Origin of the sequence: Sphingomonas sp. Leaf208, assembly GCF_001421415.1 — a bacterium.
In the GTDB taxonomy this organism is placed as follows: Bacteria; Pseudomonadota; Alphaproteobacteria; order Sphingomonadales; family Sphingomonadaceae; genus Sphingomonas.
The window spans coordinates 1-14503 of record NZ_LMKH01000008.1 but is presented as its reverse complement, the minus strand read 5'-3'; the positions used below and the strand labels follow the sequence as shown (position 1 = coordinate 14503).

The 14503-nt window shown below is 61.7% G+C and carries 13 protein-coding genes and 1 riboswitch; of the genes, 6 read left to right on the top strand and 7 right to left on the bottom strand.

Going from position 1 to position 14503, the window contains the following annotated elements; translation table 11 throughout:
- Nucleotides 1–226: 226 nt before the first annotated feature.
- The gene (locus ASE69_RS05400; protein ID WP_056484170.1) at nt 227–1528 is read right to left on the bottom strand and encodes an SLC13 family permease; all 1302 of its coding nucleotides are present in this window, start codon (nt 1526–1528) and stop codon (nt 227–229) included.
- A 254-nt stretch (nt 1529–1782) separates the two neighbouring features.
- Here ASE69_RS05400 and ASE69_RS05395 point away from each other — a divergent pair, with 254 nt between their 5' ends.
- Nucleotides 1783–2544: a hypothetical protein gene (locus tag ASE69_RS05395; RefSeq protein WP_056484112.1), complete on the top strand. Its 762-nt coding sequence runs from the start codon at nt 1783–1785 to the stop codon at nt 2542–2544.
- A 42-nt stretch (nt 2545–2586) separates the two neighbouring features.
- Here ASE69_RS05395 and ASE69_RS05390 read toward each other — a convergent pair whose 3' ends face one another.
- Nucleotides 2587–3495 (bottom strand): serine hydrolase, encoded by a 909-nt coding sequence (locus ASE69_RS05390; protein ID WP_200924122.1) that lies wholly within the window; start codon nt 3493–3495, stop codon nt 2587–2589.
- Nucleotides 3496–3835: 340 nt separating this feature from the next.
- Here ASE69_RS05390 and ASE69_RS21825 point away from each other — a divergent pair, with 340 nt between their 5' ends.
- Both ASE69_RS21825 and ASE69_RS05385 read left to right on the top strand, forming a co-directional pair.
- Nucleotides 3836–4024: a hypothetical protein gene (locus ASE69_RS21825; protein ID WP_156362171.1), complete on the top strand. Its 189-nt coding sequence runs from the start codon at nt 3836–3838 to the stop codon at nt 4022–4024.
- 73 nt (nt 4025–4097) lie between these two features.
- Nucleotides 4098–5807 carry a chloride channel protein gene (locus ASE69_RS05385; protein WP_056484109.1) on the top strand — a complete coding sequence of 570 codons (1710 nt, stop codon included), beginning with the start codon at nt 4098–4100 and terminating at the stop codon, nt 5805–5807.
- A gap of 123 nt (nt 5808–5930) precedes the next feature.
- On the opposite strand, the gene ASE69_RS05380 is transcribed toward ASE69_RS05385, so the two are convergent.
- The 5 genes from ASE69_RS05380 to ASE69_RS05360 form a co-directional block, all read right to left on the bottom strand.
- On the bottom strand, nt 5931–6953 hold the full coding sequence (locus ASE69_RS05380; protein WP_056484107.1) for a potassium channel family protein: 1023 nt from the start codon (nt 6951–6953) through the stop codon (nt 5931–5933).
- Between the two features lie 73 nt (nt 6954–7026).
- Nucleotides 7027–8094: a rod shape-determining protein RodA gene (gene rodA, locus ASE69_RS05375; protein ID WP_056484103.1), complete on the bottom strand. Its 1068-nt coding sequence runs from the start codon at nt 8092–8094 to the stop codon at nt 7027–7029.
- A gap of 106 nt (nt 8095–8200) precedes the next feature.
- On the bottom strand, nt 8201–9391 hold the full coding sequence (gene nhaA, locus ASE69_RS05370) for a Na+/H+ antiporter NhaA (RefSeq protein ID WP_056484100.1): 1191 nt from the start codon (nt 9389–9391) through the stop codon (nt 8201–8203).
- Between the two features lie 152 nt (nt 9392–9543).
- Nucleotides 9544–9918 carry a DUF190 domain-containing protein gene (locus ASE69_RS05365; RefSeq protein ID WP_056484097.1) on the bottom strand — a complete coding sequence of 125 codons (375 nt, stop codon included), beginning with the start codon at nt 9916–9918 and terminating at the stop codon, nt 9544–9546.
- A gap of 38 nt (nt 9919–9956) precedes the next feature.
- Nucleotides 9957–11312, bottom strand: a complete 1356-nt coding sequence (locus ASE69_RS05360) for a voltage-gated chloride channel family protein (protein ID WP_056484094.1) — start codon at nt 11310–11312, stop codon at nt 9957–9959.
- 23 nt (nt 11313–11335) lie between these two features.
- A riboswitch (Fluoride riboswitch) is annotated at nt 11336–11412 on the bottom strand.
- A 782-nt stretch (nt 11413–12194) separates the two neighbouring features.
- On the opposite strand from ASE69_RS05360, the gene ASE69_RS05355 reads away from it, so the two are divergent.
- The 3 genes from ASE69_RS05355 to ASE69_RS05345 are packed head-to-tail and all read left to right on the top strand — an operon-like array spanning nt 12195 to nt 14127.
- Nucleotides 12195–12848 carry a ParA family protein gene (locus ASE69_RS05355; protein WP_056484091.1) on the top strand — a complete coding sequence of 218 codons (654 nt, stop codon included), beginning with the start codon at nt 12195–12197 and terminating at the stop codon, nt 12846–12848.
- On the top strand, nt 12848–13177 hold the full coding sequence (locus tag ASE69_RS05350; protein WP_056484088.1) for a hypothetical protein: 330 nt from the start codon (nt 12848–12850) through the stop codon (nt 13175–13177). Before ASE69_RS05355 ends, ASE69_RS05350 begins: the two co-directional genes overlap by 1 nt.
- Nucleotides 13174–14127, top strand: a complete 954-nt coding sequence (locus tag ASE69_RS05345) for a replication initiator protein A (protein WP_056484083.1) — start codon at nt 13174–13176, stop codon at nt 14125–14127. The genes ASE69_RS05350 and ASE69_RS05345 overlap by 4 nt, the downstream gene beginning before the upstream one ends.
- The last annotated feature ends 376 nt before the right edge of the window (nt 14128–14503 follow it).

Genomic DNA, 14503 nt, shown 5'->3' with positions numbered 1-14503 from the left:
GTTGTGGATTCCAGATCGCCGTCCCGTCCACTCCACGTTCGATACAAGAGCCCCCCTAACCCCCAATCCAATGTAGAGGTTCTATTCACCGACCATCTCGTCCGTGCATCCCGGACCGCATAGCAGGGGCCGTTCGCTAGGCGCGAAACTTGGACCAATGACCATACGCGCCTGCCGATCGTGTGAGGCGGGCATGGTCGGATGACCAAATCACGATCCGCCTTCGTCAGAAGGGGAAAAACGTCTGGATAGCAAGAATTGCGACGGCATAGGTGATAAGGTTGAGCGGCAAGCCGACCTTCACGAAGTCCATGTAGCGATATCCGCCCATCTGGTAGACGATCACGTTGGTTTGATACCCGAACGGTGTCGCGAACGCCGCGCTGCCTGCCATCATTACCGCGACCAGGAAAGGGCGCGGGCTGACGCCCAAACTTTCGGCCAGCGCGACCGCGATCGGCGTCACCAGCACAGCGACTGTGGCGTTCGACAGCAATTCGGTGAGCACCATGGTGATGCCGTAGAGCACGATTAGCGCGGTCAGGGGGCCGAACTCCTGCATCGATCCGACCAGTGCCTCGGTCGCTTCTGCAGCAAGGCCGCTTTGCTCCATCGCCATGCCGATCACGACCATACCTGCGATCAGGATCAGGATTTGCGGACGCAGGCCGCCATAGGCTTCGTCAGCAGTAATGACCCGCAACAGGATGAGCAGCACCGCGCCCGTAAAGGCGGAGGCGGCGATCGGGGCGATCCCTGCCGCAGCGATTGTGATCGCGCCGACGAAGACACCAAAGGCGATCACCGCCTTCATCGGCTGGAACGGGCGATGTTCCGCGAACAGCGATGAGTCTCCGATCTGCGCGCCCGGCACATCGATCTCGCGTACGTTTGCAATCGGCGCCGGATCGGCAATGCTGCCGCGCATGAGTTTGCCAGAGAACAGGAAAAGGTAGATGGCGCCCGCAACTGCCATCGGCAGTCCGACTGGCGTGATTTCGAACATGCCGAAGCGCGGCTGTCCCGCCACACGTGCCATGTCGTCGACCAGCAGATTGGTCGACGTGCCGATCAGCGTGCAGCAGCCTGTCAGAACCGTGATGTACGACAGCGGCATCAGATAGCGTTTGGGCGGCAGCTTCAACGCGGTGGCGACATCGCGCACCACTGGTGCCCCCAGGACGACGATCGGAGTACTGTTGAGGAAGCAGGACACTATGCCGATCGCGCCCAGCATCAGCCAGATGCCAGCCGATCCTAGTCGCTTGCACATCTTTACTGCGGCTTCGATCGCCCGGTCGAGGAGCCCCGACAACTCAAGCGCGTAGGCGATGACAAATAACGAAGCGAGCGCGATGATCGCGGGGCTTGCAAAGGCGCCCTGCACCTCGATCGGGCGTACGACGCCTGTGATCAGCAGGACGGCAGCACCGCTCAGCGCTACGACGTCCGAGCGCACTTTGTCCCAGATCAGGGCCGCGACGATCGCGACCAGCACGATCAAGGTCAGGACCTGATCGATCGTCATGTTGACTTCCGTAAAGCCAAAAAGCTGCAACAGCTGAGCAACATGGCCATCGCGATGTGGATCGTAGGCATAGCAACCGGGTATGCGAATTTGGCTTGTTTTGCTATCTGTACGCAATGGATGAGCCAACCTTGCGGAAAAGTCGTCTTGCCCTGGCCGGCGGTATCGCGGTCGCTCTAGCTGTTGGCGGGACCGGGTTTTTGATCGGGCGCGGAACGTCACCGCGCAGCGTGGAGCCAGTTGTTGCAAAATCAATGGCGGACACTCCCGACGTTGCGCGCGAACCGGCCGCCCCCTCGACGCCTGACAAATCAGTAAAGACGCGCGCCGATCTCATAGCGCTGGCCGCACAGGCAGCAGATGCGACCGCGTCGGGCCAGACTATTCCCGGTTCGATTGCCGACACTGCCGGGCAACGTTTCGAACTGCGGCTTCCGTTCGGCTGTCGGGGACCGGCCGAAACGGGAAGCGATGTCGCGATGCGCTGGCGCTATGATCAGACGACCAAGGCGCTCCGCGTGCACGTTGCCCCGGTCGTTTGGACGAGGGCCGACATCCTCGATGCCGCGGGCCAAACGACCTCAGAGGATCCCGTTGAGGGATTCTGGATTCCACGACCCTGGACCGCCAGCGAGGCGTGTCCCGCGACACAGGACAATCCGGCGCCGGCTGGAACGGATGCCGTTATGCTTCCGGGGCAGACGCTGGCGATTGCTCAATTCTTCGACGGCGACGGCGCGCGACAGGGCCAGCGTAACGGCAAGCCGTATGAAACGGTCGTCCGCATAGAACCTGCCGAAGTGCAGGCGGAGCACGGTTTCCAGATCCGGATAAATGGGCGGATCGCCAACATACCGGGTCAGGGGCCGGTGTCCTGTCGCCAGCCTGCTGGGGCCGAACAGCGCCCGATCTGCGTCGTCGGCGTGACGATGGACGAGGTAGCGATCGACAACCCCCGGACAGGCAAGATACTCGCGACCTGGAACGTCACCACCGCGGGCGCGGCTGATCGCTAGGGATTGCTGATTCAGAGCGCGCAGATCGACGGCTCTCGCCGATTACCGAGTCGCCGCCACGACGGCGCGTGTAACGTCGCCCATAAGCCGCATCCGCACGGGGATTGGTTGCCGGGTGCTCGCGATCATCACCGCGACCGCATACCGATGCCCGTCGGGAGCGACGAGCAAGCCCACGTCATTATAGCCGGTCGATAAAGTACCGAGATCCTGGCCCGTCCCCGTCTTGTGCGCGAGCGTCCAGCCGGGCCGAAGGCCGGACTTGAGACGAAGCGGACCGGTCTTGCTGGATCGCATCAACGTCAGCAGCGAGGCGGTCGAGCGCGCGCTCAGAAGCTTGCCCTGAGCGAGCAGCGATAAGCCGAGCGTGACGCCATTAGCTGAGGCGCCATCGAGCGGATCGGCGAGGTAGCGGCGCAGCGCCTTGTCGCGCGCTTCATAGGTCATCGCTGCGCGAGCCTGAAGGAATCCCCAGCCGCCAGCCCACTCCGACCGCCATTCCAGTCCGGCAGTACGAGCCTGTAACTGCCGCTCTCCCGGGCCGAACCTGACGCCCGCAATCTCCTTCTCTGCAAGCATCCGGTTGATCGCAGCGGGGCCACCGACGCGCCACAGAAGCACGTCGTTGCAGGTGTTGTCGCTGCGCGTCATCGCCCCGCGCAGCAGCTCGCCGATCGTCGTCTTGTATCCGTCTTTTCCGACGAGCGTCCGGATTGGCTGGTGGAACACGGTGAGGTCAGACCTCGTAACCGTCACCGGATCGCTGAGTGACAGTCGGCCTCGGTCAACCGCATCCATGACAGCGATGGCGACCCAGAACTTACTCACGCTTTGCTGCGGGCGAGGACTGTCTCCTGCCCAGGCAACAACCCAACCCTCGTCGATATCACGGACGCTGATGCCAGCCTCACCCTTGAAGCTTGCGCCAAGCGCCTGGACGGCGTTGAGCAGGTCAGCCGAGGGCTGGGCGCGCCTTTGCACCGGCTTTGGCGGTATTCGGGCAGGCGTGGTCGTCTGCACGGTAATCGGTACGGATGCGGGCGAAACGGGCTGTCGTCCGGCGGGAACGCAAGCTGCAAGCCCGGACAGACCTGCAACGATCCCAACGCAGCGACATAGTAATGCAAATGGCAACGAGGCTTCCCTTTTCACGTCTTGTAACCGCCTGCTCGGGAAGCGGAACCGGATCACATCGGCTTCGACCCGCAGCGCACTCGGCTCGGCGCAGTGATGTCGGATCCGTTATCAGCGAAGTCGCCACCACCGAGATCGGTATAGCCGGGACGAGGACTTGGGTTTAACCGGCGCCATGCGCCTGCCCCGCTCTCCTCTCTTTGTGCCGTCGCTCATCATTGTGTTGCTGGCGAGCATCACCGGTGCTGGATGGGCAACAACATGGACCAGTTCCGTGCTGCTCTGGATCCTGAGCGGCGCTATCGCCTTGGTCATGTTCGCCGCGCTCCTGCACGATCCCGATTGAAGCGCCGCGCCGTGTATTGGACCATGGGCGCTTGAGCGTGGACATCACAGCCATACGGTCGGCCACATCATGGATGCGCCAGCGCCTGCGCGCAAGCGAGGGGGTCCTAATTTTGCTGGCGGTTGTGATCGGCGGTGCTGCGGGTCTGCTGAGCGTCTTGCAGGGTGCCGTTGCGCGAACGATACAGCACCTACTTTTCGATCTTCCGAACGGCCAGCGGTTGAGCGCGACACCAGCGATACCGTTGCTGGCGCTGCTCGCTTTACCGCTCGGCGGTGTCGTGCTGGCACTCTTCTCCTGGATCACGAAAGCGCGAGCACGACACATGGTTGACGCCGTCGAGGCGAATGCATTGCATGGCGGTCGCATGTCGCGGAGCGACAGCCTCGTCATTTCCGGTCAAACGATCATCTCGAACGGCTTCGGTGCATCGGTCGGGCTTGAGGCGGCCTACGCCCAACTTGGCGGGGTCATCGCCTCGATCGCCGGAGGATGGTTCAAGCTCCGCCGCGCCGATCTGCGGATACTCGTCGGCGCAGGCACCGGCGCCGCTATCGCAGGCGCGTTCGGCGCGCCGCTGGCCGGCGCATTCTACGCCTTCGAAATCGTTATCGGTGCTTATACCCCGGCCGCGATAGCTCCCGTCGCCGCAGCGTCGCTATCGGGCGTCCTCGTCGCGCAGGCGTTCGGTGCGCAACCGTATCTCGTCAATGCTACGGTCGCCGAGCAGGTGCAGACGCATCATTACCTCATCTATGCCGGGTTGGGCGCCATTGCCGCGGCAACCGGAATCATACTGATGCGCGCTGTCGCCGAGGTCGAGGCACTGACACGGCGCATGCCTGTCCGCACGTCATGGCGACCGATCGTCGGGGGCGTGCTGCTGATACCCCTCGCTTGGCTGACGCCGCAGGTGCTGTCTGCGGGACACGGCGCGCTTCACATCGACCTCGCCTATGGCGTCCCTCTCACGATCCTTGCTGCCATTTTCATCATGAAGAGCGCGGCGTCGGTCATTTCGCTCGGCTTCGGTTTCCGGGGTGGGCTGTTTTTCGCCTCGCTGTTCCTGGGCAGCCTACTTGGCCAGCTTTATGCGGGAGGATTGGGCTGGATTGCCGGGCAATCGCTGGTCGATCCCCAGAATGCGGCGCTAGTCGGGATGGCCGCTCTGGCGGTCGCGGTCGTCGGCGGTCCGATGACGATGGCGATGCTGGTGCTGGAGGCGACACATGATTTCTCGCTTGCAGGTGCTACGATCGCAGCGGCACTGGTGTCCTCCACCATCGTCCGCGAGACGTTCGGCTACTCGTTTTCGACGTGGCGGCTTCATCTTCGTGGCGAGACGATCAAGAGCGCGCGCGATGTCGGCTGGGTTCGAACCTTGACTGCCGGACGCATGATGCGAAAGGTGGAGCGAGCGACGCCTGCGCGGATCACCGTCGCCGAATTTCGCCGCCTGTTTCCTCTGGGATCGACCAGTCGCGTCGTCGTAATCGACGATCGGGATCGCTATGCCGGTATAGTCCAGACCGCCAGCGCCTTTGCCGAAGGTGTTATCTTGACCGACCCGGTCGGCACGCTGGCAATTCACCGACAAGAAGTGCTGTCGCCTGATGCTGACATAAAGGCTGTAATGGCTGCCTTTGATGCCGCGGGCGCTGACGAAATGGCCGTCGCTTCCCGAGACGGCGATGTGCTTGGCGTCTTGTCGGAGTCCTACGTGCGAAGACGCTACGCCGAGGAACTGGACAAGGCCCAACGGGAGATGTTCGGTGAAGCATGATACATCAGAAGGGCATGGCGTAGCATCGCCTGATGAGCGTGATCATGCGACCTGCTGCCACTGACGAATACTTACCTCCCGCGCTGGCTGACGGTATCGTCAAGGCTTTGGTACACGCGTTTGTCAGCGGCGGGGGACGACCTCGACAATGATATCGCCCACTTCCAGACGACTTGCTTCAGGTTCCCAAAAGCAGAAATCCTGCTGCCCGCGATAGATGCGATGACCGAGCCCGGTGGTGATGTCAGCAAGCGGCTTGCCCACTTCCTCGGCAGAAACTTCGCGTTCGCGCAGGACGACCCGACCGCCGGAGGCGGCAAGATCGGCCATGTATTCTGCGGTATGAGCGCCGTGCGTGGAGCCAGCGAGCAGGAGGCCGGCAAAGCTGGCCGGGTTAATGACCACGTTTGCCCCTGCTTGGCGCGCGATAGCTTCGTTGTCCTCTGATCGGATCACCACGCTGATAGGTAGATCAGGCGCAATACGTCTCGCCGTCAGCACGATAAGGATTGAGGTATCATCGCGACCTGCGGAGACTATGAGCGCCCGGGCTCTGGAGAGACGGGCCGCCTCTAGCGCTGTATTGCGCGTGGCGTTTCCCTCCATCACTGTCGTGCCGCAACTCTCCGCTGTGCGTAACGCTGCGGCGCGCTCGTCAACGACCACGATCATACCCGGATCCGCACCGCGACGGATGAGTTCGCTCACCGCCTCAGACCCGCTGGTGCCGAACCCCGCGACCACGACATGACCTTCGAGGTGGCGCTGGATCACCGACATACGCCATCTCTCCCAGACGCCCTTGAGCAGAAAATCATACGCGGTACCTAGAAAGATGAGCCATACGAACAGCCGGATCGGTGTCACGACGAAGGTATCGAACATCCGCGCCTGCTGCGTCACAGGAACGATGTCGCCATAGCCGACCGTCGTCACGGTAATCATCGTGAAATACAGGATGTCGGCGAACGTCACTGGCTCGCCCGAATTTTGCCGCAGACCGTCGCGATCGAACCAATGGACCGCGAGCGCGATGCCGATCAGTGCCAGCGCGACCAGCGCCCGCCAGGACAAGGCCAGCCACGCCGGGGTTCGGCTCTGGCGTCGCAGGCGATAATGCACCGTGTCTGCATCGTCAGTGTGCATGCCATCTCTTGCATCGCTTGGGAGCCGCTGTGAAGCTCTGTGGGTCGGTCGGAGGCGGTGACATTCGGTGGAGTCATAGCCCCCCGATAAGGCGTGTCTGGAACCGCTCCCGGTGGATCGACATGAGGATCCCGAGAAGGATCAGGACGGTCATCATCGCCGACCCGCCATAGGATAGCAGCGGCAGTGGGATACCTACGACCGGTGCCAGACCCATGACCATCGCGATGTTGATGCTGACGTACAGAAACAGCGTCATCGCAAGACCAGCAGCGACCAGACGAGCAAACATCGACTTGCCGTCGAACCCGAGGTTCAGGGCCCACTTGACGAGGTAGCCATAGGCCAAAAGGACGAACAGGCCGCCCATCATCCCCCACTCCTCCATCATCGTCGAGAAAATGAAGTCGGTGTGCGTTTCGGGTAGATATTCGAGATGGCTTTGCGTGCCCTGGAGGAAGCCCTTGCCGAAAACGCCTCCGGATCCGATCGCGATCTTGGATTGCGACAAGTGGTAGCCGGTGCCGAGCGGATCGCTCTCCGGATCCATGAAGATCAAGATGCGGTTCTTTTGATAGTCGTGGAGCAACCCCCATGCGACCGGCAGCAGGGCGCCTACGATCGCGCTAGCGCCGATGAACCACCGCAGCTTTGTACCAGCGAGGAAGATCATAGTCGTCCCGGCGATCGTGATCATCATCGCCGTACCGAGATCGGGTTGCAGCATCACCAACCCGGCCGGAACCCCGACCAGCGCAACCGGGATGATCAGTACGGCGGGGCGGCTGATGAAACCGGGCGGTACCGTGTCGTAGAAGCGGGCCACGCTCAGCACGACCGCGAGCTTCATGAACTCGGAAGGTTGCAGGCGGATGATGCCCAGATCGATCCAACGTTGGGCACCCATGCCGATATGCCCGAACAACTCGACTAGCAGGAGCAACGCAAGCGTGACGGCGTAGAAGGTGTAGGCATGCCGCTTCCATGTCGCCACTGACACCCGCGAGAGCACTAGCATCCCTGCGAACAGCACCGCGAAACGCACCGCCTGGTTCGTCGCCCAGGGCGCGAGATGCCCCCCGGCAGCCGAATAAAGCGTCACCAGACCGAATGCGGTGATAGCTATGACCGTAGCGAGCATCGACCAAGGCAATACACGGATCGGCGCAGGCAATGTGCCAGCTCTCAAGAATTCTTCCTCGCATCTGGTATTGAAACAGTGATGGCCAAGCGCATCTGCACGCCGCTCAAAGCGCGGGGCTAGCCTTCAGTCGGACGGACCCGACACTGCGAAGCAGGGCGTAGCCGAGAAGTCCGGAGACGAAAGAGCCGGCGAGGACGCCCAGCTTGGCTTCCGCCTGCAAAAGCTGGCTACCGGGGAAAGCCAGCAAGGTGATGAAGATGCTCATCGTAAAGCCGATTCCGCAGAGCAATGCGACACCAAGCAACTGCCGCTTTCCAGCGTGTGCCGGCATGTCGGCCAGGCCGAGACAAACGGCGAGCATCGAAAAGCCGAACACCCCTGTGATTTTTCCGATCAGCAACCCCAAGGCAACGCCGAGAGTCACAGGCGCAACCAGTGCCTCGGCAGGGAGCGTCAGCACGGGCACCCCGGCGTTGGCCAAGCCGAAGATGGGCACTACGAGAAAGCCGACGGGAAGGTACAGGGCATGCTCCAGCGTATGCAGCAGGCTGTCCGAGTCACTGTCGGGACGACCGGGCGTGCACTGCATGGGGATGGTGAAAGCGAGAACGACCCCGGCGAGCGTCGCGTGGATACCCGAGCGGAACACCAATACCCACAGGATCACCCCCACGAGCAGATACGGCGTAAGGCGACGCACGCCGAAGCGGTTGAGGCCTATCAGAACCATGATCGCTACGACCGCCCCGGCAAGATCCGGTATCGACAGCTTCGCCGTGTAGAACACGGCAATGATCATCACGGCGCCAAGGTCGTCAATGATCGCCAGTGCCGCCAGAAACACTCTCAGGGATACCGGAACGCGGTCACCGAGAAGCGCGATCACACCGAGCGCGAATGCTATGTCTGTGGCCGCGGGAATAGCCCAACCGGCAGCGGTCGGACCACGATTGAAAGCGAGATACACGAGCGCCGGGATCACCATGCCGCCAGCGGCCGCGATCCCGGGCAATATGCGACGCGACCAAGTCGAAAGCTGGCCATCCAGCATCTCGCGCTTGATCTCCAAACCAACGAACAGGAAAAATACGGCCATCAGCGCATCATTGATCCAGTGCCCGACCGACAGCGGTCCAACATAGGCATGGAGAATGGTTTCGTAGTTCGGCCCAAGCGGAGAATTCGCCACTATGAGGGCTAATACCGCCGCGCCTATAAGCACTAGACCGGCCGAGGACTGGCTTTCGAGAAAACGGCGAATAGCGCTTGGGTGTGCATGGCGCGAGTGGCCCATCGTGACGGTCTCCGGACACAGGATTTCGACGCTGGCGGCCCGACCAACGTAAAACCTGCCCGCATCACCATACGAACACCCGTCTCGCCCTATCGCATCGTAACTTGACCGGGGCAACCTGCTCAAAAACACAGGGCTCTGCTAAGTCAGCTTCAAGACGACGTAACCGACCAGCGCTCCAACTGCTTGTAAACGACAATCTTATCGGCAAGCAGGTTGCCATGCCTCCGGCAGAACAAGTCGAGCTGGTCCTGCTCCCCGACGAGTTCGACGCAGATCGTCAGATGCGGATCGGCCAGTTCAGGACCGTGCTCCCGGATCTGGCCGTGATTGCTAAAGCCGTAGTGCGTGTGTTGCGCGACAGCATTGATGATGCCGTCAGTCTTGGCCGTCTGGATCAGTTCCCGGTAGAGCGGCTTGGAGCCCCATAGGGTCCGCAGGCTGCGCTTTCCGATCCTGTCGGACGGTTTCATGTAGATACGCAGCATGCCGACTTCGCGGTGCTGGACGGTAAAATGGTCGGGCATGAACAGACCTTCGGTTATGCGGGCAATGGATTGGCAGATCAGGGGTGCGGCCGGCGCGCTGCACGGTGCGCGCGCGCCTCACGCAAGGTTACGTTCGGGCTGAGGCCGTTTGCCGGCACCTTGGGCACGGCGAGCCGCTGCGACAGGTAGATGCCGTTGTGCCCCGAGCAGAGGTAAGCGACGAAGCAGGCCACCGCGATCGGCACCGCATAGGCCGCGCCGAACAGTTCGATGCCCATGAACGTGCAGGCGAGCGGTGTGTTCGCCGCGCCCGCGAACAGTGCGACGAAGCCGATCGCGGCGAACACACCGGTCGGGACGCCGAATATCGGGGCGAGCGCGTTGCCGAGCGCCGCACCAATGAAGAACAGCGGTGTAACCTCGCCACCCTTGAAGCCCGCGCTGAGCGTCACGACGGTGAACAGGAGTTTCACCGCCCAGCTCCACGGATGCGTGTCGGGGCCGAAGAAGCTGGCGATGGTGAGGCCGTTGGGCGTCGCCGCGAGGGTGCCGAGGCCGAGATAATCGCGCGTGCCGAACAAATAGACGAGCGCGATGACCGTGATCCCGCCGATCACGGGGCGCAGCGGCTCATAAGGAACGATCCGCTTAAGCCATCCGCCCAGCGCGTGATTGGCCTCGGCGAACGCCAGTCCGACCAGCCCGAAGGCCACCCCGGCAATTGCGGCCTTGGCGACGAGCAGCGCATCAACCGGCACCATCGCATCGACTCGATAGACCCCGTGGTGGATGCCCCAGGCAAGGCACGTCCAATCGCCGACCAGTGCCGCGAGCAGGCACGGCACCAGCGCGCGATATTCGACGCGTCCGATCGCCAGTACCTCCAGTGCGAACACCGCGCCCGCGATCGGCGTGCCGAACACCGCGCCGAACCCGGCCGCGATACCCCCCATCAGCAGGATGCGCGTGCCGTTCGCGTCGAGCTTGAGAGCGCGGCCGATGCCACTGGCGAGGCTCCCGCCCAACTGAACGGCGGTGCCTTCCCGTCCGGCCGAACCGCCGAACAGATGCGTCACCACCGTGCCGAAGAAGATGAGTGGTGCCATGCGCAGCGGCACCCCGGCTCCCGGTTCATGGATCTGCTCGACAATGAGGTTGTTGCCGCCCTCCACTGAGCGGCCCGTAAGATGGTAGAGCAGGCCGACCATGAAGCCGCCCAGCGGCAGCAGATAGAGCAGCCAGGGCAACGCGAAGCGCGACCGCGTGACAGCATCGAGGCTCCAGAGGAACGCAGCGCATAGCGTCCCAACAAGTGCCGCCATCGGCACCAGGATAAGCGCCCAGCGTATGACCGACACGGCATGGTCGTGACGATTGCGGACAAACGCCGCCATATTCAGTTCGTTATAGAGATTGCGAAACGTCGCGCGCACGATTCCTCCTCGCTGCCTTACGGCGCTTGGTAGGAATCATCGGCCCTTGCGAGGGCGGTTCGGCCGGATAGCCCGGCGGAAATCCATCGCCGTTGCTGCGCATATGTCGTCCGAGGGCAATCTCGTCAACGGCCGGTTCCGGTCAAATTCCCGTTTCACCATTCTTTGCGGGAAGGCGTATGTCGGGCAGCTCACCTCCAAAAGTCATTTTGTAGTCCACTACCTGGCGCCATGATGCTGTCGCAAAAGTGGTGACATTCGAGACGTCCGAAACTTAGGACATTTGCAAAGCGGCAGCCCTGAGCACCCCCGTATGCCTTCAGGTAGGGGAACCAAACTCCGATCAGGGGAGCGCCGTCATAACTCCAGCATTCCTACCAATCGAAAGGGCCACAAGCTTAGTGGCTTAGTGGCTTAGTGACTTAGTGGCTTAGTGGCTTAATGTGGTTCGTTTAAGGCGTTCCGCGGGGACCGCGCTCTATCTCCGCTTCGTCGCAGCCAGTCTTGGTTTGGCGTGGTCGGACCGATGCGCGCCACCAAGCTCCGCAACGCCATCCTTTATAGTCCCACCGATCCTAGCTGCGGCTGGCCCCCTCCCCATGCGCCACTCAATGGGGGCGTGGCGACGCTGCCGAACAATCAGGCGGCACGGCTGCTCAAATGCGAGTGCGAGGCTTGCGGCTAGACCCTGCGGACCGCCCGGAAATGGCTGAGACGGTTTGCCCGCCGCTTTTGCCCGATTGATGATCATAGGTAAGTGTGTCGCGATCCACTCGGCAATGATGGAAAGACGAGGCATAGGATGGCTAAGCTACTAACCATCTTTACGACTAAGCGGTTAAGCGCCATAAGTCGCTTAACCGCTTAGTAGGAGCAGCAGCTGTGCAGGTATGGGCCGTGATCGCGCAAAAGGGCGGTCAATCCAAGACCACCCTTTCAACGGGATTTGCCGTTGAGGCAGTGCGCGAAGGCGCATCCGTTGTAATTCTCGATGCCGACGATCGGCAGGGCTCGGCGCTCTACTGGTCGGAGCGTCGGGGCGAGGAAGACGTGACAGTGAAGGACAGCAGCGTCGCCGGCCTGCCGCTTCACGTCTCGCGCGGGCGAGCCAGCGGCAAGATCGACCTTATCATCATCGACACGCCTGCAAATTCCAAGGATATTGCCATGCTTGCAGCGGAGCAGGCGGATTTTGTCATCATCCCGGTCGCACCACGCGGGCTGGATGTTCATTCGGTGTTACAGACCGTCAAGCAGGTGCAGCAGGCCGGTACGCCGTTCGCAGTCATTCTGACTCAAGTTCCACATCAGGGTGGAGAGGGGCAGGAGGCCCATGCGGGCTTCGTTGCCAAGGGCGTGACAGTGTTCGACAGCCGGCTTCATTTCCGAAAGGATTTCTACAAGGCTACACCGCAGGGCCGCACCGCTGCCGAGACGGATCCCGAGAGCAAAGCGGCGGCCGAGCTGCGCGCCGCCTATGCTGAGGCTAAGCGACTAAGCGGATATGCGACTAAGCCAGTAAGCGAGGCGGCATAATGGCCCGTAAGCCCTCCGCTCTTGCCGGCATCTTCGATGACGAACCCGCGGATTCAACACCCGCAGCTACCCCCCTCGCCGACGTGATTCCCGAACCGCCGAAGGTAGCGACGTCACGACGTCAGGCCAACGCGTCGGCGCTGTCCGCACCGGCGCGGCGCAGCAGCCATCCCGGCAAGAAGCCTGTGCTGATCCACATCCCCGAGGACATGCACCGTGCGTTGCGTCAGCTCAGCGTGGAGGAGGGCGGGGAACCGCTCACCGTCGTTACCGAGCGCTTGCTCCGTCAGTATTTGGTCAAGCGGGGCCATACCAGGTTCGCGCCATGAGCAAGCGGCGGGATCCCAATCCCGAGTTCGACCTGTTCATCCCGGCGCTGGGCGATCTGTCGCTCCGCGACCAGCGGGAGGTGATGGAGAGACCGTTCTTCTCGCTCCAGAAGCGCAAGCGTCTCAAGCCGATCGAATACCGCAGCCCGGACGGCGAGGCTTGGGTGCGTGTGCAGGCGATCCCCGATTATGGCATGGCGACCATATGGGACGCCGATATTCTGATATGGGCTGCATCCACGCTAAACCGTATGAAGCAGCAGGGTCTGAACGATCTGCCGCGTACGTTGACGACAACACCCTATGACCTTTTGCGAGCGATCAAGCGCGGCACAGGCGGCAGGGACTATCAGGAACTGCAAGCCGCACTGCTCCGGCTCCAGACCACTTCCATTACGACCTCGATCCGCGCGACGACACGCCGGCAGAAGGCCGGCTTCAACTGGCTAGATAGCTGGACGTTCGACACGGACGCCGAGACCGAGCAACCACGGGGTATGACGTTGACCCTGTCGGACTGGGTTTATGAGGGAATCGTCAACGAGAAATCGTTGCTGACCATGCACCCCGACTATTTCCTCCTGTCCGGAGGGCTGGAGCGAGCGCTGTATCGCATTGCGCGCAAGCATGTGGGATCGCAACAGGGTGGATGGTTATGTCGGGTAGAGGTGCTGCGCGACAAAACCGGTAGCGATGCCCAGCCCAAGGAGTTCAATCGGATGCTTCGACGGGTGATCGAGGCCGACCAGCTCCCCGATTACATGATGGAACCGGCAGAAACGGCCGATAAAAGCGCTGCCGTCATGTTCAGGCGTCGTGGCGAGGCCGAAGCGATGGCCCTCGCTGAGCGGACGCGGGCGGAGGAAGATCGACGCGCTCGCTTCGATGCCGATCGCCGACGTACAGACCAGGTAGACGCCAAGATGGACCATCTTGCAGGCCGGCGGTGACTATCGGGGTATCACCCACCACAGGTAAAATTGTCGGGGTATCACCCACCAAGAACGTCAGCCGTCGGACCGTAACCGACTGCGTCGTAGTTCGCCAGACTGCCCAACCTGTGGATAACCAACTCGAAAAGCGATTTTTTGCATCAATGGGCTCGGGGTTTCACCCACTATCGCTTCGGGGGATCACCCACCACACTATCGGGGGATCACCCACCGAATCACGGGGTATCACCCACTGGGCTATCCCGTAAGCGCTTTAAAACAGGGGAAGAATTTCGCTTTTGGGAGAGCTTAACCTTCTTAACAGTTCATATTTAATAGAATCTTTAACGCAAATGAGCAGCGTCGAGTGAGATAAAAAGAACTGGATGGAATT